The 25,121-nt window shown below is 44.6% G+C and carries 24 protein-coding genes; 18 read left to right on the top strand and 6 right to left on the bottom strand.

Annotated features, from left to right (window positions below; genetic code table 11):
* Position 1: 1 nt before the first annotated feature.
* A complete protein-coding gene (locus AC58VC_RS10750; protein WP_497368752.1) occupies positions 2 to 1,210 on the bottom strand; it encodes an MFS transporter in 1,209 nt (402 codons plus the stop codon).
* Positions 1,211 to 1,379: 169 nt separating this feature from the next.
* On the opposite strand from AC58VC_RS10750, the gene AC58VC_RS10745 reads away from it, so the two are divergent.
* The 8 genes from AC58VC_RS10745 to AC58VC_RS10710 all read left to right on the top strand — a co-directional run bounded on the left by AC58VC_RS10745 (position 1,380) and on the right by AC58VC_RS10710 (position 10,182).
* Entirely contained in the window at positions 1,380 to 3,311 is a 1,932-nt protein-coding gene (locus AC58VC_RS10745) for a vWA domain-containing protein (protein ID WP_497368751.1), read from the top strand.
* Positions 3,295 to 6,147, top strand: coding sequence for a VWA domain-containing protein (locus AC58VC_RS10740; protein ID WP_497368750.1), 2,853 nt, complete (start codon positions 3,295 to 3,297; stop codon positions 6,145 to 6,147). The genes AC58VC_RS10745 and AC58VC_RS10740 overlap by 17 nt, the downstream gene beginning before the upstream one ends.
* Positions 6,148 to 6,245: 98 nt before the next feature.
* Positions 6,246 to 6,728 carry a LiaF transmembrane domain-containing protein gene (locus AC58VC_RS10735; RefSeq protein WP_161406078.1) on the top strand — a complete coding sequence of 161 codons (483 nt, stop codon included), beginning with the start codon at positions 6,246 to 6,248 and terminating at the stop codon, positions 6,726 to 6,728.
* A 164-nt stretch (positions 6,729 to 6,892) separates the two neighbouring features.
* Positions 6,893 to 8,734 (top strand): translational GTPase TypA, encoded by a 1,842-nt coding sequence (typA, locus tag AC58VC_RS10730; protein WP_497368749.1) that lies wholly within the window; start codon positions 6,893 to 6,895, stop codon positions 8,732 to 8,734.
* 135 nt (positions 8,735 to 8,869) lie between these two features.
* Positions 8,870 to 9,148, top strand: coding sequence for a YlaH-like family protein (locus AC58VC_RS10725; RefSeq protein WP_497369015.1), 279 nt, complete (start codon positions 8,870 to 8,872; stop codon positions 9,146 to 9,148).
* A complete protein-coding gene (locus tag AC58VC_RS10720) occupies positions 9,145 to 9,576 on the top strand; it encodes a hypothetical protein (protein ID WP_497368748.1) in 432 nt (143 codons plus the stop codon). The genes AC58VC_RS10725 and AC58VC_RS10720 overlap by 4 nt, the downstream gene beginning before the upstream one ends.
* Before the next feature lies 1 nt (position 9,577).
* Positions 9,578 to 9,859 (top strand): hypothetical protein, encoded by a 282-nt coding sequence (locus AC58VC_RS10715; RefSeq protein WP_497368747.1) that lies wholly within the window; start codon positions 9,578 to 9,580, stop codon positions 9,857 to 9,859.
* A gap of 179 nt (positions 9,860 to 10,038) precedes the next feature.
* Positions 10,039 to 10,182, top strand: a complete 144-nt coding sequence (locus tag AC58VC_RS10710) for a hypothetical protein (RefSeq protein ID WP_157321620.1) — start codon at positions 10,039 to 10,041, stop codon at positions 10,180 to 10,182.
* 42 nt (positions 10,183 to 10,224) lie between these two features.
* Here AC58VC_RS10710 and AC58VC_RS10705 read toward each other — a convergent pair whose 3' ends face one another.
* The gene (locus tag AC58VC_RS10705; protein ID WP_497368746.1) at positions 10,225 to 10,770 is read right to left on the bottom strand and encodes a YhcN/YlaJ family sporulation lipoprotein; all 546 of its coding nucleotides are present in this window, start codon (positions 10,768 to 10,770) and stop codon (positions 10,225 to 10,227) included.
* Between the two features lie 110 nt (positions 10,771 to 10,880).
* Between AC58VC_RS10705 and AC58VC_RS10700 the strand changes: the two genes are divergently transcribed.
* Complete coding sequence (locus tag AC58VC_RS10700) at positions 10,881 to 12,212, top strand: PhoH family protein (RefSeq protein WP_497368745.1); 1,332 nt, start codon at positions 10,881 to 10,883, stop codon at positions 12,210 to 12,212.
* Between the two features lie 56 nt (positions 12,213 to 12,268).
* On the opposite strand, the gene AC58VC_RS10695 is transcribed toward AC58VC_RS10700, so the two are convergent.
* The 3 genes from AC58VC_RS10695 to AC58VC_RS10685 form a co-directional block, all read right to left on the bottom strand.
* Positions 12,269 to 12,757 carry a hypothetical protein gene (locus AC58VC_RS10695; protein WP_497368744.1) on the bottom strand — a complete coding sequence of 163 codons (489 nt, stop codon included), beginning with the start codon at positions 12,755 to 12,757 and terminating at the stop codon, positions 12,269 to 12,271.
* A gap of 38 nt (positions 12,758 to 12,795) precedes the next feature.
* Entirely contained in the window at positions 12,796 to 13,890 is a 1,095-nt protein-coding gene (locus AC58VC_RS10690; protein ID WP_497368743.1) for a coiled-coil domain-containing protein, read from the bottom strand.
* 102 nt (positions 13,891 to 13,992) lie between these two features.
* On the bottom strand, positions 13,993 to 14,958 hold the full coding sequence (locus tag AC58VC_RS10685) for a hypothetical protein (RefSeq protein ID WP_497368742.1): 966 nt from the start codon (positions 14,956 to 14,958) through the stop codon (positions 13,993 to 13,995).
* Between the two features lie 91 nt (positions 14,959 to 15,049).
* Here AC58VC_RS10685 and AC58VC_RS10680 point away from each other — a divergent pair, with 91 nt between their 5' ends.
* A complete protein-coding gene (locus tag AC58VC_RS10680; RefSeq protein ID WP_497368741.1) occupies positions 15,050 to 16,171 on the top strand; it encodes a class I SAM-dependent methyltransferase in 1,122 nt (373 codons plus the stop codon).
* Between the two features lie 63 nt (positions 16,172 to 16,234).
* Here AC58VC_RS10680 and AC58VC_RS10675 read toward each other — a convergent pair whose 3' ends face one another.
* Positions 16,235 to 16,465 carry a DUF2626 domain-containing protein gene (locus AC58VC_RS10675; protein ID WP_029196536.1) on the bottom strand — a complete coding sequence of 77 codons (231 nt, stop codon included), beginning with the start codon at positions 16,463 to 16,465 and terminating at the stop codon, positions 16,235 to 16,237.
* Positions 16,466 to 16,832: 367 nt separating this feature from the next.
* On the opposite strand from AC58VC_RS10675, the gene AC58VC_RS10670 reads away from it, so the two are divergent.
* The 8 genes from AC58VC_RS10670 to AC58VC_RS10635 all read left to right on the top strand — a co-directional run bounded on the left by AC58VC_RS10670 (position 16,833) and on the right by AC58VC_RS10635 (position 25,036).
* Complete coding sequence (locus AC58VC_RS10670; RefSeq protein ID WP_497368740.1) at positions 16,833 to 17,486, top strand: RsfA family transcriptional regulator; 654 nt, start codon at positions 16,833 to 16,835, stop codon at positions 17,484 to 17,486.
* A 109-nt stretch (positions 17,487 to 17,595) separates the two neighbouring features.
* Complete coding sequence (locus tag AC58VC_RS10665; RefSeq protein WP_497368739.1) at positions 17,596 to 18,555, top strand: ketopantoate reductase family protein; 960 nt, start codon at positions 17,596 to 17,598, stop codon at positions 18,553 to 18,555.
* 14 nt (positions 18,556 to 18,569) lie between these two features.
* Positions 18,570 to 18,971 carry a DUF3397 domain-containing protein gene (locus AC58VC_RS10660; RefSeq protein ID WP_497368738.1) on the top strand — a complete coding sequence of 134 codons (402 nt, stop codon included), beginning with the start codon at positions 18,570 to 18,572 and terminating at the stop codon, positions 18,969 to 18,971.
* A gap of 401 nt (positions 18,972 to 19,372) precedes the next feature.
* Positions 19,373 to 21,055 carry a peptide ABC transporter substrate-binding protein gene (locus AC58VC_RS10655; protein WP_497368737.1) on the top strand — a complete coding sequence of 561 codons (1,683 nt, stop codon included), beginning with the start codon at positions 19,373 to 19,375 and terminating at the stop codon, positions 21,053 to 21,055.
* 106 nt (positions 21,056 to 21,161) lie between these two features.
* A complete protein-coding gene (locus AC58VC_RS10650) occupies positions 21,162 to 22,094 on the top strand; it encodes an ABC transporter permease (protein ID WP_497368736.1) in 933 nt (310 codons plus the stop codon).
* Positions 22,095 to 22,097: 3 nt separating this feature from the next.
* Positions 22,098 to 23,030: an ABC transporter permease gene (locus AC58VC_RS10645; RefSeq protein WP_497368735.1), complete on the top strand. Its 933-nt coding sequence runs from the start codon at positions 22,098 to 22,100 to the stop codon at positions 23,028 to 23,030.
* 16 nt (positions 23,031 to 23,046) lie between these two features.
* Positions 23,047 to 24,081: an ABC transporter ATP-binding protein gene (locus AC58VC_RS10640; RefSeq protein ID WP_497368734.1), complete on the top strand. Its 1,035-nt coding sequence runs from the start codon at positions 23,047 to 23,049 to the stop codon at positions 24,079 to 24,081.
* Positions 24,074 to 25,036 (top strand): ABC transporter ATP-binding protein, encoded by a 963-nt coding sequence (locus AC58VC_RS10635; RefSeq protein WP_497368733.1) that lies wholly within the window; start codon positions 24,074 to 24,076, stop codon positions 25,034 to 25,036. Before AC58VC_RS10640 ends, AC58VC_RS10635 begins: the two co-directional genes overlap by 8 nt.
* The last annotated feature ends 85 nt before the right edge of the window (positions 25,037 to 25,121 follow it).

Raw genomic sequence — 25,121 nt, 5'->3', positions numbered from 1 at the left:
CTTATCGCTGTGGAAGGTGTACACGGCGCCAAACGTGCCAAAAGCTCCACCCATAAATAAGCAGAAACACAATAATAAGTATGGTTGAGAAGCGGTACATAAGCGCGTAGCTTCCACTTATGTTCGCTAAGGCTCCAAGAACCATGGCTCCAAGTCCTATGCCTAGATCATTGGCTGAAAAGAAGGTCCCGTTCGCCGCACCGCGCCGATTAGGGGCTGCGCGAGCAATTGTCCATGCCTGCAAGGCAGGCTGTATAGAACCGAATCCGATACCATAGCATAATGCTGCAATAGCCAAGCTGAGCTCAGTGTGAGCATATGAAAGCAGGAGTAGTCCAGTTATCGTGAAAAGAGCGCCTGGCAGCAGCACCCATTCAGGACCTTTGCGGTCAAAGAGCACACCTGTAATAGGCCGCACAATAAGCACCATCGAGGCATTGCATAGAAAAAACCAACCTACATTCGAAATGCCGGCTTCATGGCCGAACAAAGTAATGAAAGTCACAATCCCTCCATAACAAATTGCTGTACACAGCAGCAAAGCCGAGGGGAGCAAAGCCGTGCGCTCCCACAAACGGTCAATGAGCTTCGGCCGTTGAGCCGATTTGTCGACAGGTAAAGGTTTGGCATAGGAAATAAAAAGTGAACTAAATAAGGAAAGCACTGCTAGCAGTGTGGAAATCAATAGAACGCGATGGAAACTATACGTTTGCATGATCCATAATCCAGTAAGCGGAGCAAGCGCCATGGCAAATGTATTGGATAATCCGTAATATCCCATACCTTCCCCGCGACGTTCGGGCGGAATGATATCAGCGATTACTGTTCCTAAGGATGTTGTAGATATGCCCCAACCAATCCCATGAACGAATCGGGCGGCAAGAATGAGGGTAATAACAGCCATATACGAATAGCCCGCTATCGTCAGTGCGCAGATAGATAATCCTACAAGCAGCACGTGCTTTCTACCGAGCAAGTCAAGCGCTCGCCCGGCAAAAGGGCGGGTTAGAAGTGATGAAATCGTAAAAATACCGATGACAAGTCCGACTTGCAGATCATTGCCCCCTAACTGCGATATATGCGAAGGAATGGTTGGGATCAGCATTTGAAAACTAAAAAAAAGCAGTAAATTGGACAGTGATGTGACAAGAAAAGCTTTGGTCCAGAGCGGTTTCCGTTTCTTCTTTTCATTTTCAGACAAAGATTTCATGTGACCTCCCATGTTGAGCGTAGGCAAACCTGTAAGATAGAGGGAAATCAGGCAGCACGCCTTTCAGTATGCCCAGAGGAAGGAAATTGAACGCAACAGGAAGTTTGAAGTAAAGTAATCCACCAAGAGTATGTTTTAGATTAATAATCGTTTCGGAAAGGTGACACTTATGCAATTCGCAACTGTAAGCGGGCTGTGGTTCTCTTTGTCTATACCCTTCATTGTGCTGTTGTATATGTTGAAGCGCCGATATATCGACACAGAGATATCCAGCCACCTGCTTTGGCGGCGCATACTCCGCGAGCAAGAGGCGAACCAGCCATGGCAGCGTCTCCGACGCCAATTACTGCTACTGCTTCAGCTCTTGGCAGCAATCTTTCTAGTTTTGGCTTTGATGCAACCTGTGATCCGAAGTCAACAAGCTGTGAAATCTCATGTCTTTTTTGTCATTGATACATCAGCAAGCATGGCGACATTAACGAATCAAGGTTCAACAAGATTGGAACAAGCAAAACAAAGCATTTTGTCCTATGTACAAGAGGAAGCAAAGAACCGCACGTATTCTCTTATGGTCATTAAGGATCAGCCTGAACTGATTTTACAAAAGGAAACGGAGGTTTCAGCGTTTCGAGATGCCTTGAATGCGATATCCCCTTTTTACGGCAAAACAAATGTTCAAGAATCGCTGTCTTTGGCTTCAGCACTAACGCGCGAAGAATTCGATGGGGAAGTACGCATCTATACAGACAGCCAGTGGCCAGAGAAAGTGGAGAATATCACTTTTGCGGTACCTGCTCAAATCGTTAATGCTCAAGGGAGCGGTGAAAGCGCTGCGCCTTCCAAAGAGCAGGCTGCGGTAAATGTGTCAATTTCACAATTCGGAGTCAAAAATAGGGAAACGGAAGTCAGCGCGGTTGCCGTGCTGAAAAATTGGAGCACGGTAAGCACGGAGGTGGAAACCAAGCTTTTCGCGGATTCGCAGGTCGTTCGGACAGATAAGTTGCAGCTGAAGGCCGGTGAGCAAAAGTCGTTATTTATGGAAAAATTGGCCTATGCCAATGTGTACAAGCTTGAAATAGAAACAAAGGATTCTTTGGAAGCTGACAACAGTGGTTATGCTTTTCCAGAAGGCACAGGGCGAACGCAAGTCGCCTATGTAGGAGATGGGAATCTTTTCTTGCAAAAAGCTCTACTTTTGGCCAAGGCAGACGTCCTTCATATTCAAAAAAGCGAGGATGGTACGTATCCGCCACCGATAGGTTTGAAACCGGATCTTATCATCGTTGATGGCGTAGATGAATCTGCGCTCAAGACAGCCAAATGGCAAGAACTTCTAGCTGCTAAGCCCATTTGGCGGATTGGATCTTCCGGAGCGGCAATGACGGCTATAGAAAGCAACTCTCCTTTTACAATCGAAGATCATCCAATCATGCGCTATATTCATCTTCAGGATGTGAACGTTGCACAGGCACAGAGCCGAGCGCTTCTGCCATGGGAAAAAGCGATCGTATCTTCTGCTGGCATTCCGTTGATCTTGGCAGGAGTGGAAGAAGGTGCTGCAAGAGTATCATTTACTTTTCCACTAGATCAAACGGATATAGGTCTTCGGCCGGAATTCCCTATTTTTGTGCAAAATGCGCTTGCTTGGTTGACTCAGCATCAGGGAGGCAACCTTGGCCGCGTCATAGCAGGGGAACGGATTGATGTCAGCTTGCATCCTCAGGCTGTTAAAGCGGTATGGACAGCAGAAGGAGAAGCGGGAGTCAAAGAGCAGGCAGCAGATTTAACTGGAAAAGTACTGGCTTCAAGGCAATCGGTGCCGAAGCTTCCGGGATTGTATACGTTTAAAGAATTTGACGAAGCAGAACATGAGGTTGATGCACGCTTAGTCGAGGTGGTGATGGATGCTAGGGAATCCAACGTGAACACTGTAACGAACAATAAGCTAAGCGTGAAACCACTCTCTGATCAGCAATCTCTAGTAAATGAAAGAAATGATCTTAGCTTAGGTTTGACTTCATTAGTTCCTTGGGTCGTGTTGTTTTTACTTGTGCTGCTTGTGATGGAATGGGAGGTGTACCGGCGTGGGCATTCAGTTTAAATACTCTCTCGGGCTACTCTTACTATTGCTGCTGCCAGCTTACTTATGGTGGATTTGGCGAACCCTCCACAGGCTGCAAGGGGCAAGAAAAAAGCTCGTTATTACGCTTCGCGCCGTGGTACTTCTCCTTTTAATCATGGCGTTATCGGGAGCTCAACTGTTCACTGACTTCAATAACAAAAGCATTGTGTTCGCGGTTGACCGCTCAGACAGCGTAAAGGAAGAAACTAAAGAAGCGCAATGGATCCGAGACGCGGTAAAAGCTCGCGGATCCGTTCAAGACGAAGCTGGTGTCGTATCCTTAGCGCTGCAAGCTTCGATTGAGAAGCCGCTTGATAGAAGAGACATGGATGGCTTTCAATTCACAACCCAATCGAATCCTCAATTCTCGAATGTGGCTTCAGGTTTACAACTAGCTTCGAGCCTCCTCACGAAAGGAAATGCAGGACGTGTCATCGTCATGTCCGATGGTGAAGAAAATGTGGGAGATATGCTGCGTCAAGGAAAGCTCCTCCGTGATCGCGGGATTCAGGTAGACATTGTACCTCTTGCTGGCAAAGAGCGTAAAGATGCAGCGGTTGAAGCGGTTCGCGTTCCAGAAAAGCTCTATCAAGCTGAAGCCTATACGATAGAGGTGGTTATCCGTTCCACGAGCTCAGGGCCGGCTCAATTGCGATTATTTGAGGACAATCAAGAAGTGACTGTGCAGTCCCTTGAGCTGACTAAAGGAGAGAATCGGTTTGCCCTTCAGTCGCTTGCCAAAGAATCAGGCTTTCATCGCTATCGCGCTGAAGTGTACATGGAGGGTGATGAGCTTTCAGCCAATAATACGCACTACGCGTTCAGCAAGGTTCAAGGGCCGCCGAAGGTGCTTATTGTAGAGGGGAAAGCGGGTATTTCGCAAAACGTGGAGGGAGCGCTGCAAGCTGCTTTGATTCCTTATGAAACCATACAACCAGAGCTTTTATCCAATGATTTCGTGACTTATACCGGCTATGAAAGCATTATTCTCAACAATACAGCGGCGACTCAAATCCCTCAGCTCAAAATGGAAATGATCGAGGGCGCGGTCCGCGATTACGGTGTTGGCCTTGTCATGCTTGGAGGAGACAACAGCTACGGGTTAGGCGGGTATTTCAAAACACCCATTGAGCGAGCGCTGCCCGTATATATGGATTTACGCGGGAAACGGGAAATTCCGTCCCTAGGCATTGTGCTGGTCATGGATAAATCAGGCAGTATGTCCGGAGAAAAAATAAAGCTGGCACAAGAAGCAGCCTCACGAACGGTTGATCTTTTAAGAGAAAAAGATACGCTTGGGGTACTTGGCTTCGATTCTTCACCGATATGGTATGTGCAGCCCCAAAAGTTGAATCAGAAGCAGGATGTCATCCAGAAAATCAATTCGATTCCTGCAGACGGTGGAACTGAAATTTATACCGCGGTGGCAGAGGCTTATGCCAAGCTATCGAAGGTAGATGCCCAGCGGAAGCATATCATTTTGCTAACGGATGGTCAGTCCGCAACGACACAAAGTTATGAAACGTTAACCGCTGAGATGCAAAAGGAAAACATCACGATGTCGACGGTAGCTATCGGAACAGATGCGGATCAAGCCTTGTTAAGCCAACTTGCTGAACTTTCGAAGGGCAGATATTATGCAGCGGTGGATCAAACGACGATTCCGGCTATTTTTAGCCGCGAAGCTGTTCTCATCTCCCGCACTTATGTGGTTAATCAGCCCTTTGTGCCTGCTGTAACTGGCGGCTCGGATTGGGGAAGTTTGTGGGGCGGTGGCCTGCCGCAGCTCCAAGGTTACATCGCTACAACACCGAAGGAAGCAGCAGAAGTGGTATTGTCCAGCCCGGAGCCTGATCCGGTTTTGGCAAGATGGCAATATGGCTCAGGAAGGTCCGTAGCCTGGACTAGCGATGTTACCGGCGCGTGGTCCTCATCATGGGTCACATGGTCATCCTTTGCGCCGATGCTTACCAGCATGATCAAATGGACTTTCCCGCAATTTCAATCCTCGCCACTCGAATTGAACGGGCATTTATCAGGTGACGAGCTGGCACTCCAAGCCAAGGTCGGTAATTCCGAGCTTGATGGTTCAGGCGGGCAGGGGGAGCTTCGTGCCACCGTGACGGATGAAGATTTAGGTACGCGGGAGTTAACTTTTACTTCTACAGCTCCTGGTGATTATTCAGCACAGCTATCTGTGGATAAGTCTGGCGTCTATCTGGCCAAAACCGAGCTCTTCGCCGCAGGCAGCGAGGCGGAAGATGCGCCAAGGCGCGTCATCGGCAGCTCGACGACCGGCATCGTGATCCCGTATTCTCCGGAATACCGGATCACGGACGGCTCCGGGCTCAGCAAGCTTCAGCAGCTGGCTGAGCTTACAGGCGGCCGGATGCTCTCGCTAGAGCATCCGGAAGAAGCCTTCGCCTTCGCTTCTGCCGCGCAGAAGCGATACATCCCCATCAGCGAGTACCTGCTGATGGCTGCGCTCGCGCTGCTGCTGATGGACATCGCAGCGCGTCGCCTTGCACTGCCGCCAGGCCTGTGGGCCCGGGCGTTCACTTGGCGGGCCGCTGCTGCGGGCCCGCCCTCGCCGGAGACGCCGCTGGCGCGTCTCCGTGAACGCAAGCAGCTTGCGGAGCATAAGCTGCAGCGCGGTTCGGAGCGCCGGGCCGCAGGCGGCGCTCCACCGGCCGCTCCGCGGCCCGTACCGGAGCAGCCTGCTGCTGCTCCGGAGGCTCCGGCGGCTGGCGGTGCGCCGCCGGACAGCATGAGCCGTTTGCTGGAAGCCAAACGGCGCGGCGGTGGCCGCAAATAGCTTGCAGGCTAGCAATTTCGAGCAAGGTACGATAAACTACTTGTTGAATGGTGTCGAAAACGACATCGAATTGACAAGTGAAATAGGAGGGAATTCTTATGGCTAGAAATAGCTACTCCATCGGTATCCTGTTAATTGGCCTGGCCGTATTATTGCTTCTTGGGAAATTAGGCGTTATTCACTTTATTTTTTCCTTCTTCTGGCCTCTTGTTTTGCTTGCTCCCGGACTGCTTTTTCACATCTTGTACTTTAACCGCACGTGGCCGGCAGGCGTACTCGTCCCTGGAGGCATTTTGACGACGTATGGCTTGATGTTCTTTTTCTGCAACATATTTGGTTGGGGGTCCATGAGCTATCTCTGGCCTGGATTCATACTCGGAGTAGCCATCGGATTATATGAGCTCCATCTGTTCGATCGCGGGAGTGACCGAGGGGTTTGGATAGGCGCACTAGTGCTCGGCATCATTTCAGTCGTACTTTTCGGAATCACCCTGCTTGTCAAATTAGGGATATATGTAATCGCTTTGATCCTTGTTGCAGCGGGGCTTCTTATGATTTTCCGCAGGAAAAATGTGTGGTAATCCATATGTGTTTTATGTAAAAGTTATATGTTGTTCGCCAATTACCTTGCATAATGTCGAGAAACTGCGTATAATAAACATAAATGTCAAGCGTCGGCGCTTTTGTCCGACGCTTGTTTTATGAACAGAGACGAAAATTATAGGGTAGAGAGGGTTTGACATTCATGCAAGCAAGAGAAAAGATCCGCAATATTGCAATTATCGCTCACGTTGACCACGGCAAAACAACACTCGTAGATAAATTACTACAACAATCCGGTACATTCCGTGACAATGAAGCTGTCCAAGAAAGAGCGATGGACTCAAACGATCTCGAGAGAGAGCGCGGTATTACCATTCTTGCAAAAAATACAGCTATTAATTATAAAGATTACCTGATTAATATCGTAGATACACCAGGACATGCCGACTTTGGCGGTGAAGTAGAGCGTATCATGAAGATGGTTGACGGCGTATTGCTCGTTGTTGATGCCTTCGAAGGTACAATGCCACAAACAAAGTTCGTTCTTCGTAAAGCTCTTGAAAGCAACCTTAAGCCAGTTGTTGTCGTTAACAAAATTGACCGTCCGAATGCTCGTCCAGCTGAAGTTGTGGACGAAGTTCTTGACTTGTTCATTGAACTAGGTGCAACGGATGAACAACTTGATTTCCACGTGGTTTATGCTTCCGCGTTACAAGGTACTTCCAGCCTTGAAGCTGATAAGCAAGATCAGAACATGGAAGCTATCTATGAAACAATCGTTACACACATTCCTTCACCAACGGAAGATGTGGATCAACCGCTGCAATTCCTTGTTACACTGATGGATTACAACGAATACCTAGGTCGTATCGGCGTTGGTCGTGTGAACCGCGGTAAAATTCGTCAAGGCCAAACCGTTGCGGTTATGACTCGTGAAGGCGGACAAAAGCAAGCAAGAATCGAGAAACTTTTCGGATTCACAGGCTTGAAGCGTATTGAGATCGAAGAAGCAGCAGCAGGGGATATCATTGCTATTGCCGGTATCAAAGATATTAACATTGGTGAAACGGTAGCAGATCCTGCGAATCCGGAAGCTTTGCCAGTATTGAAAATCGATGAGCCTACCCTTCAAATGACATTTGTCGTGAACAACTCACCTTTCGCAGGTCGTGAAGGTAAATGGGTTACTTCCCGTAAAATTCGTGAGCGTCTATACAAAGAACTTGAAACAGACGTAAGTTTGCGCGTTGAAGATACTGACAGCCCTGACGCTTTCATCGTATCTGGCCGCGGTGAGCTTCACTTAGGTATTTTGATTGAAAACATGCGTCGTGAAGGCTTTGAGTTGCAAGTGTCCAAGCCGGAAGTTATCATCCGTCAAATTGACGGTCAAAAAATGGAGCCGATTGAGCGTTTGATCATCGACGTTCCAGAAGATAGCATGGGTTCCGTTATGGAGAGCTTAGGTTCACGTAAGGCAGAAATGGTTAATATGATCAACAACGGCAGCGGTAACGTTCGCCTTGAGTTCTTGATTCCAGCACGTGGTTTGATTGGTTACAGAACGAACTTCTTAACACTGACTCGCGGTTATGGGATTATGAACCACGCTTTCGACAGCTACGGTCCATACCAAGGAGCAAACGTTGGTGGGCGTCATGAAGGCGTGCTTGTATCCAGTGAAACAGGCGTTTCCACGCTGTACGGTATTCTTTCCGTAGAAGATCGCGGTATCCTGTTCGTTCACCCGCAAACGGAAGTTTATGAAGGCATGATCGTTGGTGAGCATACGCGCGACAACGACATCATCGTAAACATCTGTAAAGAAAAAGCGGTAAACAACATTCGTTCCGCGAACAAAGAAGAAACAGTGAAAATGAAAACTCCTCGCTTATACTCTTTGGAGCAAGCTCTTGAGTATCTGAACGATGATGAGTATTGCGAAATTACGCCAAAATCCGTTCGTATTCGTAAAAAGATCTTGAACAAAAGCGAACGTGAGCGTGCTGAGAAACAACGCAAAACGGCTGAAGCTAACGTCTAGTTCACAAAGTGTTCTTAATAGGGGAAATGTCAGCCACCCGGCTGCATTTCCCTTTATTTATTTGCGCAATTGAGCGATAATGAGTAAGTTGACTTTACTTTTTTAAGCGAAATGGAGTGTATGGTATTGACAGCATTGAACGAATGGTTTGGAAATCACATTTACATCACCTATTTGTTAATCTTCATATTCATGTCTTATGTGTATAACAAAGTTTTTCGCACTCGCAAATTACCAATCCTTAAGACAGCCGTTGTTTACTTGCTTATGGCGATCGGATCGATCATGCTGCTCGGTTTTCAGCTTGTAGGGCTGCCGATTGTGCTTTGCTTGACTGTAGCGATTTCTCTCATGTTTCTAGTGCGGATCCGTTATTTTATCGAAAAAAGAAGCGGGAGCAGTAGTCCGGAATGACGAGATACTGGCTAACTCCAATTGTGAATTATTCGCCATTCGTGCTTGGTGCTGACCGTATAAACTGTACGCCGCTGAAGGCTTTGGAGTCGTTCCGAGAGGTGGCAAATGGGAAGCATCCCAGGTTGCTAGCGATGTTTAAATCAAGCCTGCTTTTAAGCGATGACGAGGAACTATGTGGCTCAGAACTTGTAGAGCTTGATTTCGAGCAGTCTGAGGCGATTAGCTTCGATGGTAAGCCCTTTCATCTCTCGCATTGTGCAGAGGCCTTTCTTGATCGTCTGCTTACGCGTAAGGAGGCCTTGGAGCTAGTCTCGTCTTTGTATGAATGCGATGCAGATCCAGATCAAAGCAATTGGAAGAATCAATGGGTTCGTTGGTTGGAATCAGGATATGATGTCATATTACTTAGAGAGGATGGGCATTAAGATGAATCTCCAAGATACGTTTTTCAATTGGCTGCAAATGCAGATTGTCAGCGAAGCTAGACCAAGTGATGAGGCTGCCAAAGAAACACAAGATTTTTTCGCAATGATGCTGCATGAGGACCATGGCGTTAGCGATATTGAACTCGTTGACGAAACAGATCCAATGAAAATTCACATTTCCTATGTACGTGAGGGAATCCAGAGCAGGCAGAGCTTTGATCGGGAATCCGCTGAGAAACTATTGGATGATATTAATGCCAATCCCATTTACAATAATCAATAGGCTGGAATTTTGGCGACATAACTTTTTTAATCCAACGTACAATAAGGTATATCTGGGTTAAAAAGGAGTGTTCGCATGACCTGAAAATAGATACATAAGGGTGGAACGCTTGCCACCTGCTATGCTATACTGTAAGTGTAAGTAGCGTTTTCAACCACCTAGTAGGAGGCGCAAGCGATATGGCTGAACACATCACAGCTTTACCGGAGCAATTGATTGATCGCGCCCCAATGATGACAACAGTTGAATATGAGAAAACTTTTGCGTGCCGAGTATCCGTTAAGCCACCCGGCCAAGTTTTTGATGCGATAAAAAAAGCCTAGATCTGCTGTGTGCAGTCAGGCTTTTTGTTATCTTTCCGCGAATTATGGATTTGGATTCCCGGCCTGGTTCGCGTCATTAGGTCCTGTATTGTCTTGGGGATTGCGAATATCACGTGGCAGTTGAGGCATAGCCCGGCCCATGATATCCGCCATTTGCTCAGCGAACCCGGTAATCGGCCTTCCTGCTTTTACGTTATCCCGAATGTTGCGCAGCCGTTGATCTAGATCAAGATCTGCTGTTACGATGGCATTCACACCGTAGGGATCTTTCTTGAGTGCTTCTGCTACTGAATATTTGACGGTGCCGACTCTCGAGCGATCCATATCTTTTTTGAGGTTGATGCCAACGACAGCGGTATTGCCGAAAACGACACAATGCGCACTTTCAACTTGCGGGATACTGGTGGCTAGGCTTTCCAAACGATCCGCAACGGCTTTAGAATCTTTTATGTCTAGCTTTTGTGGAGCAATTTGTTGTACCTTTACTTGTTTTTGATTTGTATCTTGAGAGGGGGCACCGCTTTTCGGCGCTTGACTACAGCCAACCGCGAGGGCCAGTACCAACGATATTACGCACAATAGTCTCACTTGAATCGATCCTTTCCTTGAATCTCGCGTTTAGTTTGTCCTGCACAGCTAGGTTGTATGTATGAAATATAACCAATGATCTGACGCCAAATCTGGGAGGGGACACACCAATGAAAAAAATTTACGTGTTAGATACCAATGTACTGCTTCAGGACCCTAATGCATTATTCGCGTTCGAAGATAATGAAGTAGTCATACCCGCCGTGGTGTTGGAGGAAATCGATTCTAAGAAACGAAATGCGGATGAAATAGGCCGAAATGCGAGACATGTCTCCCGCTTACTCGATGGATTAAGGACCAAGGGTACCTTATCTGACGGTATTACGCTTGAACGAGGCGGAAGCATAAAAGTGGAGCTTAACCATCGAAGTTTTGCAAAACTGCAGGATACATTCTCAGAGTTAACGAACGATAACCGCATACTCGCCGTCGCGCTCAACTATCATCTGGAAGAGCAAGCAAATGATATTCCTAGACCTGTTGTCATCGTTAGTAAAGATACGTTGGTGCGAATAAAAGCGGACGTGCTAGGCATTCCCGCGCAGGACTATTTAACCGATCGCATTGTAGCTCAGACTGATATGTACACAGGCTGCATCACCTTATATGTTCATCCGTCTGTGATTGACGAATTTTACTCATATCGGTTCTTAACCGTGACATCATTGAATTTGACTTATATGCTTCATCCGCATGAATTCGTTATCTTACGAGATGAACTGGGTTCTTCTAAATCCGCTTTACTGAAAGTAACGACAGATGCCAAAAAACTTGAGCCGCTCTTTATGAGTAACGATCCCATCTGGGGAATTGCCGCGCGGAATGCGCAGCAGCGCATGGCTCTTGAGCTTTTGCTCAATGACGATATCCCGCTCGTCACCCTTACTGGGAAAGCGGGTACTGGTAAGACGCTATTAACGCTAGCTGCGGGACTCATGAAAATTGAAGATGACCGCAAATACAAAAAGCTGCTTATTGCTCGACCAGTTGTTCCTATGGGCAAGGATATTGGTTATTTGCCTGGTGAAAAAGAAGAGAAGCTGCGTCCGTGGATGCAGCCGATCTATGATAATCTCGAGTATTTGTTCGATACGAAGAAACCGGGAGATATTGAGAAGGTATTGGCAGGGCTCGGCAGCATTCAAGTCGAAGCACTCACTTACATTCGTGGACGTTCTATCCCTGGACAATTCATCATTATTGATGAAGCACAGAACTTATCCAAGCACGAGATCAAAACGATCGTTTCTCGTGTAGGTGAAGGCAGTAAAATTGTTTTATTAGGTGACCCGGACCAAATTGATCATCCATATCTCGATGCATCAAGCAACGGATTAACCTATGTGGTTGAACGATTTAAGCAAGAGGGCATCAGCGGTCATATTACGCTGGAGCGAGGCGAGCGTTCACATTTGGCCCAGTTAGCGGCCGATTTGCTCTAACACAAAATAAAAACCCCATTTCCCAGATAACCTGGGAAATGGGGTTTTTATTTGTGTTAGGCGAGCACTTCGATGCGGCATCGATAAGCTTTGGAGATGCCTTGCATAAGCTCTTCGAGCTGACGATCGACAACATAAACATCACGCCCATGATCCTTGTATAGCGCGAGCAGATGCTCTTCAATTTGAAGCGATGCTTGATCAACGTCCGCTTGCTTGCTATCCTCCGTAAATCGGAAGGAGACGACGAGTTTTTCGTACAAGTAGTTGTTCTCACCTTCGCTGGTAAATCCATAATCACTGAAAAGATCCGTTAACTCGGCATCTGGAGGCAGTAGTAGCAAGTCCATTAGATCCGTATTCACGTTGAGTCCAGCCATAACCTCAATAACAGTGAATTTCTCAGCCTCCGTGCTGACAATTAGCATTTCGTTGTCTTGATCGAATAGGTTTGCTTTGCCTGCCAGCGCTTTTTCAATCTGAGCATAAAATTCAACCAACTTACCATCAGGTACATCCATTAAAAGTCCGATTTTGGGTTCCATTGTTACGTCCTCGCTTTATTTAATTATCCATAGCTAGTTTACAGGGATAATTTGAGTTTCACAACTGCGTTACCGTTTTTTGTTTCTACACTGACGACATCCAAGTAGCTGACGATTTTTTTTGGTACAAAGCCGAGTTGGAATTCCTTAGAGAAATCTTCTATTGTCGTATCGGGCAGCTGGAAGTCATTGAATTCAAGCTTATCCACGGTAAACCGAACTTCATTCATGTCGGGATTTTCTTTCAATAAGAACCGGCCTTCAATTGTGATCTTGATTTGATCCTTTTGCCCCCGAGCGATGATGGAGCCGTCGGTGAATTGAAAATTTAAATTTTGCAGCTGCTCATTTTTGTTATGTAGATAGGCGTTGAAATCCGTATCGCTGATCGTAATAACTGGATTTTTAATAGAAGATAAGTCCATAAATTTGTTTTCTTTCGTTACATATTGCGGAAGCTCTCGAAACGCCGCGGACAAATTTGTCAAATACTCACGGAACAAAGGGACGCCTTCTGATTTCCATTGATCATTCAAACTCTTAATTTGTGCTTCGATGACACTGGCTTGAGCGCTAACAGCGAGTTGTTTGTCCAATTCTTCTTGGAGCTTAACGAGTCTTTCTCGCTGTTCAAGATATTTATCTTTTGTCTGCTGCAGCTCGACACGGGATGTTTCCAGCTCGCTTCTTAAGCTTTTTAATTTATTAAACGAATCTGTAAAAGCTGCTAATGCGCGATGATCATTGGAAATGATCATTTGTAAGTACTCGAACATCCGCAAAGCATCTGTAAAAGAACTAACGGAAAACAGCAGCATCCAGATCGAATCTCGGTCTCCAGTGTAATAAGCCCTCATCACATTACCGGCATGTTTGCGCGTGCTGTCAACCTTACTGCTCTGCATCGTGATATCTTGTTCATTTTGCTTGATTTGCAGGACGAATTTGGCGTCTTGCTCATTAAGACGACTTACTTCTTTATCGATTTCAAAAATAGTAAGTCCTTTCTGGACGAGTTCCTTGGCTTCGTCAACTCCTGGCTTATTCTCTCCAGCTAGCACGGTTTGGATCGGAAGCGTAAGTTGTATCATCAGCAGTATGGACATAATCAATGTTAAGAATTTATATGTCATTGAACGCATTCTCCCCCTAAGAACAGATTATCATATTTCTATTAAATGAAGCACAAAAAAATACTTACCTCGGGGGACGAAGTAAGTATTTCCTATCTTGTCTTATTTTTTGGGGGGTGCTATAAGCTTCAAGATCTCATCAAAGCTTTTTACATTCTTTGGTACTTCTTTCGTTAAAGCAGTCGCTGTATTAATAGCGTCGTACGTTTGGTGAAGGACGATGTGATTATCTTGAGGCTTGCCATCTACGGTCATCTGAAACACGACATCAATAGATTGGTCTCGAATGAAGCCACTGTCGTCGATAGCCACGACCATTTTACTTGGAGCCTTTAGCTGAATGGCAGCAGGCTGTGATTTTTTTAGCTGATCCGCTTTGTCGGCTGTTAAGAAGCCGTTATTTTGAAGAGTTCCGATAAACTCAGGTAACTTAGTTTGAAATACGGTATTTATGTCTTTCTCATTTTTACTTGTAAGCTCAACACTAATGGATTTGGCCGACGATCCGTCTTTCAATTTGACAGGCTCCTTGGCTTCTTTGTACCATTTTGGATCTATGCCGCTAAATACTAAATTGCCTAATGAGGTGGAAAGCTGCGAAGTGTTTTTAAGTGTATCTAGCGTCAAAGGACTTTTGCTGACTTGGCTCATTTGCTGCAAATCAATTGCGTAGTATTCGTCAGTTGTCTTATTTAATGCTGGCATATTAAAATACATTTTGCTATCTTTAATGAGAATTGGTATCTCGAAAGATGACGTAGAGCCCTTGGGGGTTATTTTCAGATCTGTTTGGAATTGGAGCGGTTCTACATTACTGATTCCTTTCCATTCCATCGTACTGTCTTTGACCAAAGATAAAAGGCCGTTGGTTAAAGGGTTAGATGTTTTCATTAAGCCGTCACCGATGGCAAGCGTTGTGCTGCCTTCAAATGTGTAAGACTTCATTTCCTTCTGTTTACTGAGAGATTGTTCCAATGTTTCTTTTACTTTTGTGTTGTCTGTACAAGCTGTCAACGATAGCAGGCTGATTGCTGTTACCGCTGTAAGGGTTATCCACTTCTTTGACATGCGTGTTTTGTCTCTCCTTCCATGATCCTTATTCATTATAATGGTTTACAACTGCTTTGTCTTTAAGTAAAGAAATGGAGGTAGGTTCAATTTGGAACTTAAACTCGGACATCCGGAAGTGGTTTCAACCATCATTCAAGCTGTTCATTCCGCAGAAAAACAAGCGATTTCATTCCGTGACTATATGGACCTATGCCTTTATAGCGAACCTTCCGGGTATTATCGAAATGAGAGCCTCAAAATCGGGAAAGAAGGCGATTTCTATACCAGTTCCTCCATCGGTTCTGTGATGGGTGAGATGATAGCCTCCTTTATTGGAGATGAGCTTCAGAGAAGGGAACTTTTGGGCTCAGAACCGCTGCATCTCGTTGAGTGGGGTGGGGGTAATGGTCGTATGGCTCTGCACCTTTTGGATGAATTAAAAAGAAGTGCCCCAGCTGATTACGATCGTGTAACCTATACGATAATTGAAACTAGCGCTTATCATCGTGGACTTCAGCGCACTGCCCTGGAAGAGCACGATGCGATTCTTCGGTTTACTACTGAGCAGGAATGGATGGATGAGGAACCTCAAGAGCATATGTTTATTATTGCGAATGAGCTGTTGGATGCTTTTCCAGTTCATCGAATTCGCTATAAAAATGGAGAATTTCAAGAATCTTATGTCACATGGCAAGTGCAAGATCAGATTTTTACTGAAATCTGGCTGCCTATTACGTCCAAGCCTCTATTAGACACTCTACAACGCATAACGGTTCAATGGTTAGATGGTCAAATCGGTGAGATTAATCTTGAAAGTGAGGCGTGGATTTCACGAGTATCTCAGCGGATGGCTAGCGGGAGCTGCCTTATTATTGATTATGGTGATAGGGAAAGTGAGTTGTTCGCTGCTCACAGACACTTGGGTACTTTGATGTGTTATCGAAAGCACCAAGCGCACGAAAATCCGTGGATCTATCAGGGGGAGCAGGATCTGACTTCCCATGTAAACTTTAGTGCGCTGCAATTAGCCGCGCGGCAGAGTGGTTTTGAACATTGCCGGCTTCAAACGCAAAGAGAATTCCTGGTGGAACGTGGTATTTTGGAAAAATTACAAAATCATTACGATCCCAATCCCTTCAGTGATGTTTCTAAGCGCAATAGGGCAATAAGGCAACTGCTGCTTAGCGATCAAATGAGTGAACTGTTCAAGGTGCTTATTGCTGTGAAATGAAAAAAGGTGAACCGATGGATAACCGTCGGCTCACCTTTTTGGTTGTTTGTTGTCGTTTCTGAACTAAACGGACATTTTGAAAAATGACCAGTACGTAAACCCACTGAAGGAAATAATCATATATCCCCAGAACAACAATATGTAAGTTCGTTCTGACAAGCGCATATAGCCTAGAATGACGAATACAGCTGTTTGGAAAAAGAAAATCAGAGACATAGGTATCATATCGCCAGCTAAACTCATCAGTGCGATAACAAGTGTCCAAAAACCTAGAACCCGAAACATGCGATCCATTCTCGTAACATCCCCCTCTCGTACCACGTTGCACTTTAACTACAACACATTATACCTTTTGAACAGAACAGTGTAAACCGTCAAACGGTGACGAAATTGCAAACATTTCATCATATAGATGTAGTATGCCTTTTTAACGGAATCCCATGTATGAGTGTCAAAAAATTTGGCAATACCATTTAGTATCAAATAGATTCTATGAACTCTAGTACGGGCATAGAAATAGTAATAATGGCACGAATCAATTTATACACGGGTACTCACGAATTGATTCTTCTTTATTCATACTGGAAGACGGTCCTTTGAATCAGGGGTTCACCTCTTTCAGTTCATTGCATCTGTACATTATGTTAGGAGGTTTAACCTTATGTCGGCTATAAGACAAGATGCTTGGAGCGATGAAGACGATTTGATCTTAGCGGAAGTGACTTTGCGTCACATTAGAGAAGGAAGCACGCAATTATCTGCGTTTGAAGAAGTTGGGGAGCGTATTGGACGTACGGCTGCAGCATGCGGATTTCGGTGGAACAGTTTTGTGAGGAAAAAATACGAGGCAGCCATCCAAATTGCGAAAGCGCAGCGTCAAAAAAGGACACAGCTTAAGAAACATGCTGCTGTATCCATCTCGGGATCATCTTCCATTGGTTTGCTGGATGCTCCGGAGTTGTCAACGGGCAAATCGGAAGCTTTTACAGAAGAAACGTTATCTATTGATGCCGTGATCAGGTTCTTGAGACAATGGAGAAATACGTACCAAGATATGAATCGTCATATTAAAAACCTGGAAAAAGAACTGCAGGACAAAGAAGATGAATTAGATAGACTGGGCAGAGAAAATAATAAGCTCAATAAACAAGTGAACGAAGTTGAAACGGATTATCGGGTTGTCAATGATGATTACAAAGCGCTGATTCAAATCATGGACCGTGCGCGGAAGATGGCCTTTTTAGTGGAAGAAGAGGAAGAAGAGAAACCGCGTTTCAAGATGGATGCGAACGGGAATTTAGAAAGAGTAGAGTGAACTTACCTGCTGCTCCAATGGAAGAAGAAGCTTCAGATCAAGGTGAATCCTTGGACTGAGGCTTTTTTGTTGTATAATGATGACGAAAGCTATGAGTGGAGGAACTAGAATGCGAATTATGATAATCGGAGCAGGCTCATTGGGGCTTTTATTTGCTGCCAAGCTGTCCTCTTTTTGTGAACATATGACCGTAATTACAAGAACGAAAGAACAAGCTGATCAGCTTGCTCAGGAAGGCATATTGCTAGGTGGAACGACCGAACGCCGAAGGACAACTCGCGGCGGTTTCATAGAATTTCGCCATTACCAGGAAGGCAAGGAGTTTTTGACTAGTGCGATAAGTCCTGTACAGCCTTTAGATTATATATTTCTTATGGTCAAGCAGCCTGCAATTACAAAAGAACTTGCACAATTTATAGATTCCAAACGTTCAGAGACCACTTATCTAGTTAGCTTCCAGAACGGAATTGGCCATGAGGCTGTGTTAAAAGAAGGGCACGGTGAGAGTCAGCTGTTGCTTGCTGTGACGACGGAGGGAGCTAGACGAGAAAGTCTCACGGAGATCTCTCATACAGGTCATGGTATAACATATATAGGTGCATCTGAGCAGACAAATCTTGATCAAGAAAATTCCACGCACTTTTTGTTAGTAAACTTGCTGGAAGAGGCAGGATTTCAGACAAAGATGTCGAAGAACATGGAAGTAAGAATTTGGAGTAAACTGATTATCAATGCCGTGATTAATCCCCTTACAGCTATTTTGCGTGTGAGAAATGGGGAATTGTTGGAGTCAGCTTGGACAAAGGAACTGATGCTGGACCTTTACCGAGAGGCTTGTCTAGTGGCTGAAGCCAGAGGCATCAAGCTGCCAAACGAATTATGGCAAACCGTTATAACTGTTTGTGAGGCTACAAGTAGGAATCATTCATCTATGCTTCAGGACATCGAACAGTCCAGGACCACTGAAATAGACCGAATTAACGGAAGTCTATTGCAGATGGCCAAAGAACTGAGTCTCGATCTTCCTGTACATCATACTGTGTACCGATTAGTGAAAGCACTAGAATAATTAGGTGGTTGAAGATGATGGATGTACTGGTGAGTTGGATTTCTACACTTTATGCAGTCCTGGCTGTTGCGCCGTTTATTACTTTTGTTTTATTATGGTTTCTAGTGTTTTATTTTCTTCGGGATAAGAAGATGACGACTAGACTGACCATGGATGTTACGACCTTTTTTCTGCTTGGTTCAGTTTCCTTGATGTGGAATCAATTATTTCATACGAACTTTGGGTTCTGGATGATCGCACTTATTCTGCTTATCGCTTTTGGAATTATTGGTGGTTATCAAACACATTTGAAAGGTAAAACGGATTTGTTGAAAGTAGGCAGAGTAGTTTGGAGGCTTAGTTTTTTAGGTCTTTCGACGCTTTACATTTTGCTTTTTTTCGTTCACATTGGCAAAAATTATATATTTTCGACATAAAATAAAGTCTCTTTTGTTGAAATTTCACGAACGAAGAGACTTTTCTGTTGGTCTTTGTAATATTTATTTGAGATTTGTAGAAAATAACAATGAAAATCGTCTAGATTTTATTGACCGATGGTTGTATAATTAGAAACCGGAAGACACTATAAATTCCAATGTTTCTAACATTTATTCTTACTAAGGTAAATTAAGTCTGGACAAAGCGTCGTTATATGTTATAATTCCTTGCGTAGAGTCTAGTAATTTTTTTTACCAGAGGTTGACGTGATATATTATGACATGTCTGAAGCGGTTTCATTTATTTGCGGGTGCAAGGTGTGAGGTTGATGTCAACAAAACTATCAATCACACCTAACCATAGATATTCTAGACATACATAATTTTAGAGGAGGCGTTTTATGAAAGCGACAAAATGGGTTACAACAGCAGTAGCATTAACGCTTATGGGTAGTGTGGCAATTGGTTGCGCGAAAAGTGAGGAAAATCCTTCCGCATCCCCATCTGGAGACACGAAAGGTACTACGGCACCAGCTTCCAACAAACCGCAAGAAATTAAAATTAACTTTACTGCAGAGCCGCCGGTAATGGATAGCTCCAAAGCAACAGCAAATGCTGCTTTTACATTCATTAGCGCATTTAATGAAGGTCTTTATCGTACAGATAAAGATGGTAAAGCGGTTGCTGGTCTTGCTAAAGATATGCCGAAAATCTCATCTGATGGTTTGACTTACACAATTGATATTCGTGACAACGCGAACTGGTCTGATGGTCAACCGGTTAAAGCGCAAGATTTCGTTTATTCCTTCAAACGTACATTAGATCCTGCTACAAAAGGGCAATATAGTTTCGTAGTAGCTTGGATTAAAGGTGGAGAAGCTGTTACTAAAGCTAAAACTCCTGAAGAAGTTAAAAAAGCTCAAGATGCTCTTGGTGTAAAAGCAATTAGCGACAAGCAACTTGAAATCACTCTTGAGAAACCAGTTACTTTCTTTACACAAATGCTTGCGTTCGGAACTTTCTTGCCACAACGTGAAGATTTCGTAACAAAAGCTGGCGATAAATACGGCGCAGAAGCTGACAAAGTTATCGGTGCAGGTCCATTCATCCTTAGCAAATGGGATCACGGCCAAACACTTGAACTTGTTAAAAACGAAAAATACTGGGATGCTGCTAACGTGAAAATCACGAAAGCAACAATTAACATTGTAAAAGATTCCAATACAGGTCTTAACCTGTATGAAACTGATGCTGCTGATTTGACTGAAATCAACCGTGATCAATTGAAACTTTACGCTGGTAAGCCAGACAATCTGCCTAAACCAGAGTTGACTAACTCCTACTTGATGTACCAAACGAAAAAAGTTCCTGCCTTGGCTAACAAGAAAATCCGTCAAGCACTAGGTATGGCAATTGATCGTCAAGCTTATGTAGATACAGTTCTTGCTAACGGTTCCGTTCCTTCAACAGGTCTAGTACCTGGTGGTACTTCCGACGGTGCAGGCGGCGACTTCCGTAAATCTGCTGGCGATACACAACCGAAATTCGATGCAGCTAAAGCAAAGCAATTGCTTGAAGAAGGTTTGAAAGAAGCTGGCTTGACAGCTCTTCCAAAAATGAAAGTGAATGCAGATGATACTGAAACTGCAAAAAAATCACTTGAGTTCATCCTTGCACAATGGAAACAAAACCTTGGATACGAAGCAGAAGCGAACCCAGTTCCACACGCACTGCGTATCGAATTGTCTTCCAAACATGACTTCGACATCGTTCTTTCCCTATGGGGCGCTGATTACAACGATCCAATGACTTTCTTGGATATGTGGGTAACTGGTGGAGAATTTGATGAAGGTGATTACAGCAACCCAGAGTATGACAAACTAGTTAAAGGCGCTCAAGCGGAAGTTGATCCTTCCAAACGTGCAAAAGCTTTGATTGATGCTGAGAAAATCCTGATGGATGATCAAGGTGTAGCTCCACTTTACTTCCGTACTCGCGCTTACTTGAAAAAGCCAAATATCGATGGATTGATTCTTCCTTCCTTCGGTCAAGAGTGGGAATTGAAATGGGCTTCTGTTAAGTAATTAACGAAAAATAAAGTTTTGAATCTAAGGAAGGGGCCGTTCGCACCTCGTGGGAGCGGCCTCTTCTAAATTTCTTAGAGCTTTAAATTATTAAAGGAGGAGCAATATGGTCAAGTTCATTCTTCGCCGTTTCTTATACGCGCTTATCACGTTATGGCTGATCGCATCATTTACATTCGTATTGATGAAAAACTTACCAGGGAATCCACTAGGAGAAGGCGCTGAAAAGATTCCTAAAGCTACGAGAGATATGCTGCTGAAGCAATACGGATTAGATAAGCCGTTATGGGAACAGTATTTGACTTTCATGAACAATATCATCCATGGCGATCTAGGAGCTTCCTTTCAATTCCCTGCACACAAGGTTACAGATATTATCAGACAAGCATTTCCATCTTCCTTGGAGCTTGGTTTGATCTCAATCGCAATTGCGATTATTGTTGGTCTAACATTAGGGATTATTGCGGCGCTTAAACATAACAAAGCAGGCGACTACACCGCTATGTTTATCGCGATTTTGGGTGTTTCCATCCCATCATTCGTTTTAGGTCCATTACTTTCGTATTATGTTGGTGTTAAATGGGGGATTCTTCCAGCTGGTTTGTGGAAAGGGCCAAGCTATCGTGTTCTACCGGCCATCGCACTTTCTTTCGGAACCATTGCCATTTTGGCTCGCTTGATGCGTACATCGATGTTAGACGTTCTTAATCAAGATTACATTAAAACGGCTAAATCCAAAGGTTTATCGAACATTACGGTTGTTGTGAAACATACAATTCGAAATGCGATTTTACCGGTTATCACGATTATCGGCCCAATATTTGTAAACGTTATTACAGGTACCCTTGTCGTAGAACAAATTTTCTCAGTGCCAGGTTTGGGTAAACATTTCGTTTCATCGGTTTATTCGAACGATTACACCATGATTTCTGGATTGACGATTTTCTATTCGGCCATTCTTATTTTGGTTATCTTTATCACAGACATTGTGTATGGTTTTGTAGACCCTAGAATTCGTCTTGGGAAAGGCGGGAAATAATTCATGCAAACTCCGAATAACGCAACAGAGACTGGCTACAAGTTTGCTCCCGTTGCAAAAGAAACATTAACTGGCGAAAGAATCGTAAGACCTTCGCTTAATTACTGGCAGGACGCTTGGAGACGACTTAAGAAAAATAGACTGGCTATGGCTGGCTTAATTATATTGGTTGCTTTAATCGTACTAGCGATTATCGTTCCATTTGTTTCAAGCTACGATTATCAGACGCAGGATCTTAAAATAAAAAATATCTCTCCTAACGCTCAACATTGGTTCGGTACGGACGACTTTGGTCGTGATGTCTGGACACGTGTATGGTGGGGAACTCGTATCTCGTTATTCATCGGGATTGTAGCCGCGTTAATTGACTTAGTTGTTGGTGTTATCTATGGTGGTATTTCTGCTTATTACGGCGGAAAAGTGGATGAAGTGATGCAGCGTGCGATTGAAATCGTTTATGCGATTCCTTTCTTGTTGATCGCGATCCTACTCATTATGGTTATTGGATCAGGTATTTCATCTATTATTTTGGCTATGGCAATAACGGGTTGGGTTCCTATGGCTCGTTTGGTACGTGGTCAAATGCTCACGCTCAAAGAACAAGAATTCGTACTTGCTTCTCGTACACTTGGCGCATCGCCAATGAGAATCATTATGCGCAGCTTGATTCCGAATGCGCTTGGGATCATCATCGTACAAATTACATTCGTAGTTCCATCTGCGATTTTTACTGAAGCATTCTTAAGCTTTATCGGTCTTGGTGTAAAGCCGCCGCTGGCATCGCTTGGTAACTTGTTGTCTGACGGCGCCAACTATATTCGGTTATATCCGCATCGCCTCATTTTCCCGACAATCGTATTCAGCTTAATCTTGTTAAGCTTCAATTTGCTCGGCGATGGGCTTCGTGATGCGCTTGATCCAAAAATGCGCAAGTAAGAAGGGGTGAATAATGATGAGCACCAATAACAATTTGCTTGAAGTGAAAGATTTGCGAGTTTCTTTCCGTACGTATGCGGGGGAAGTTCAAGCTGTTCGCGGCGTATCTTTTTCTTTGAAAAAAGGTGAAGTGTTGGCGATTGTAGGTGAATCCGGTTGCGGTAAATCCGTAACGGCACAAACGCTCATGCGTTTAATTCCTACTCCGCCTAGTTATATAAAAAGCGGCTCTATCATGTTTGACGGAAAAACGGATATTACGAAACTTTCCAACAAACAAATGGAAAAAATTCGCGGATCCGAAATCGGTATGATTTTCCAAGATCCGATGACTTCTCTTAATCCGACGATGAAAATCGGCGACCAAATTACAGAAGGTCTTATCAAGCATGAAGGATTAAGCAAAAAGGCAGCTACTGAGAAAGCAATTGAAATTCTAAAGCTTGTCGGTATCAACTCGCCTGAAGGCCGTATCCATCAATATCCACATGAGCTCTCTGGTGGTATGCGTCAACGTGTTATGATCGCGATTGCGCTTGCTTGTTCTCCTAAGCTTCTTATTGCGGATGAGCCAACAACAGCTCTAGATGTTACGATTCAAGCTCAAATCATTGATTTGATGAAAACAATTTCCGTGAAGACGGACTCATCTATTATTTTAATTACGCATGACCTCGGTGTTGTAGCTGATATGGCGCAGCGTGTCGTTGTTATGTACGCAGGTAAAATTATCGAGCAAGGAACTGTAGACGAGATTTTCTACAATCCGCAGCATCCATATACATGGGGCTTGCTTCGTTCCGTACCGCGCTTGGACACAAATGCGAATGAAGAACTTGTACCGATTCCTGGTACACCGCCAGATCTATTTGCACCTCCAAAAGGTTGTGCGTTTGCAGCTAGATGTCCCTATGCAATGAACCAATGCTTGGAAGTAGATCCAGAACACACTACGCTCTCCGAGACGCATAGTTCTGCTTGCTGGCTGTTGCACCCTGATGCGCCGAAAGTTGAACGTCCTGTAGGAGTGGGAGGTCATCAACATGTCTAATGCCAATAAACCAATTCTGCAAATTCGCAATATGAAGAAGCATTTTAATCTTGGCAACGGGAAAGTGTTGAAAGCCGTTGACAATTTTTCGATCGAAATCAACCGCGGTGAAACATTCGGTCTCGTAGGGGAATCCGGGTGTGGTAAATCCACAGCAGGTAGAACGATTATTAAGCTTTATGATGCAACAGAAGGCGAAGTTATTTTCGACGGTGAAGATGTCCATAAGCTAAAGGGCAAAAAACTGAAAGAATTTAACCGGAATATGCAAATGGTATTCCAAGATCCTTACGCATCCTTGAATCCGCGTATGACTGTTGGGAATATCATTGCCGAAGGTATTGATATTCATGGTTTATACAGCGGAGCTAAACGTAAAGCACGCGTTATGGAGCTGCTTCGCGCTGTTGGTCTAAATGATGAGCATGCGAACCGTTTCCCGCATGAGTTTTCCGGTGGTCAACGTCAACGTATCGGGATTGCCCGTGCGCTTGCGATTGAACCGAAATTCATTATTGCGGATGAGCCGATTTCGGCATTGGACGTTTCCGTACAAGCTCAAGTTGTTAACTTGTTTAAGAGATTACAGAAGGAGATGGGCCTGACTTACTTGTTTATCGCGCATGATTTGGCGATGGTTAAGCACATTTCTGACCGTATTGGGGTTATGTACCTTGGTAACCTTGTTGAAGTTACAACTTCTGATGATCTCTATGCGAAACCGCTGCACCCGTATACGCAATCACTGCTTTCGGCGATTCCGATTCCAGATCCGGAAATCGAGCGTACACGTGAGCGCATCATTCTTCAAGGTGACGTACCAAGTCCGCTCAACCCGCCAAGTGGTTGTCCGTTCCGTACGCGCTGCCCGCAAGCGATGCCGCAATGTGCGGAATCCATGCCGCCAACCAAAGAAGTGGAACCGAATCACTTCGTGGCTTGTCATTTGTACTAAGCTATTATCAGCCGTCCCGAAAGGGGCGGCTTTTTATCATTCACCTATTCAATTGTAATTATTTGAAATACAGTTTTGACGATTG

The sequence above is a fragment of the Paenibacillus sp. J22R67 genome, assembly GCF_059692175.1.
The sequence above is the reverse complement of the archived record's forward strand: the minus strand, read 5'-3'. Positions and strand labels throughout refer to the sequence as shown.

Coding starts and splice junctions, on each gene's coding strand:
- AC58VC_RS10750 (WP_497368752.1), bottom strand. CDS start 1,210: ATGAAATCTTTGTCTGAAAATGAAAAGAAGAAACGGAAACCGCTCTGG.
- AC58VC_RS10745 (WP_497368751.1), top strand. CDS start 1,380: ATGCAATTCGCAACTGTAAGCGGGCTGTGGTTCTCTTTGTCTATACCC.
- AC58VC_RS10735 (WP_161406078.1), top strand. CDS start 6,246: ATGGCTAGAAATAGCTACTCCATCGGTATCCTGTTAATTGGCCTGGCC.
- typA (WP_497368749.1), top strand. CDS start 6,893: ATGCAAGCAAGAGAAAAGATCCGCAATATTGCAATTATCGCTCACGTT.
- AC58VC_RS10720 (WP_497368748.1), top strand. CDS start 9,145: ATGACGAGATACTGGCTAACTCCAATTGTGAATTATTCGCCATTCGTG.
- AC58VC_RS10715 (WP_497368747.1), top strand. CDS start 9,578: ATGAATCTCCAAGATACGTTTTTCAATTGGCTGCAAATGCAGATTGTC.
- AC58VC_RS10710 (WP_157321620.1), top strand. CDS start 10,039: ATGGCTGAACACATCACAGCTTTACCGGAGCAATTGATTGATCGCGCC.
- AC58VC_RS10700 (WP_497368745.1), top strand. CDS start 10,881: ATGAAAAAAATTTACGTGTTAGATACCAATGTACTGCTTCAGGACCCT.
- AC58VC_RS10695 (WP_497368744.1), bottom strand. CDS start 12,757: ATGGAACCCAAAATCGGACTTTTAATGGATGTACCTGATGGTAAGTTG.
- AC58VC_RS10690 (WP_497368743.1), bottom strand. CDS start 13,890: ATGACATATAAATTCTTAACATTGATTATGTCCATACTGCTGATGATA.
- AC58VC_RS10685 (WP_497368742.1), bottom strand. CDS start 14,958: ATGTCAAAGAAGTGGATAACCCTTACAGCGGTAACAGCAATCAGCCTG.
- AC58VC_RS10675 (WP_029196536.1), bottom strand. CDS start 16,465: ATGGATCGCATGTTTCGGGTTCTAGGTTTTTGGACACTTGTTATCGCA.
- AC58VC_RS10670 (WP_497368740.1), top strand. CDS start 16,833: ATGTCGGCTATAAGACAAGATGCTTGGAGCGATGAAGACGATTTGATC.
- AC58VC_RS10665 (WP_497368739.1), top strand. CDS start 17,596: ATGCGAATTATGATAATCGGAGCAGGCTCATTGGGGCTTTTATTTGCT.
- AC58VC_RS10660 (WP_497368738.1), top strand. CDS start 18,570: ATGATGGATGTACTGGTGAGTTGGATTTCTACACTTTATGCAGTCCTG.
- AC58VC_RS10655 (WP_497368737.1), top strand. CDS start 19,373: ATGAAAGCGACAAAATGGGTTACAACAGCAGTAGCATTAACGCTTATG.
- AC58VC_RS10650 (WP_497368736.1), top strand. CDS start 21,162: ATGGTCAAGTTCATTCTTCGCCGTTTCTTATACGCGCTTATCACGTTA.
- AC58VC_RS10645 (WP_497368735.1), top strand. CDS start 22,098: ATGCAAACTCCGAATAACGCAACAGAGACTGGCTACAAGTTTGCTCCC.
- AC58VC_RS10640 (WP_497368734.1), top strand. CDS start 23,047: ATGAGCACCAATAACAATTTGCTTGAAGTGAAAGATTTGCGAGTTTCT.
- AC58VC_RS10635 (WP_497368733.1), top strand. CDS start 24,074: ATGTCTAATGCCAATAAACCAATTCTGCAAATTCGCAATATGAAGAAG.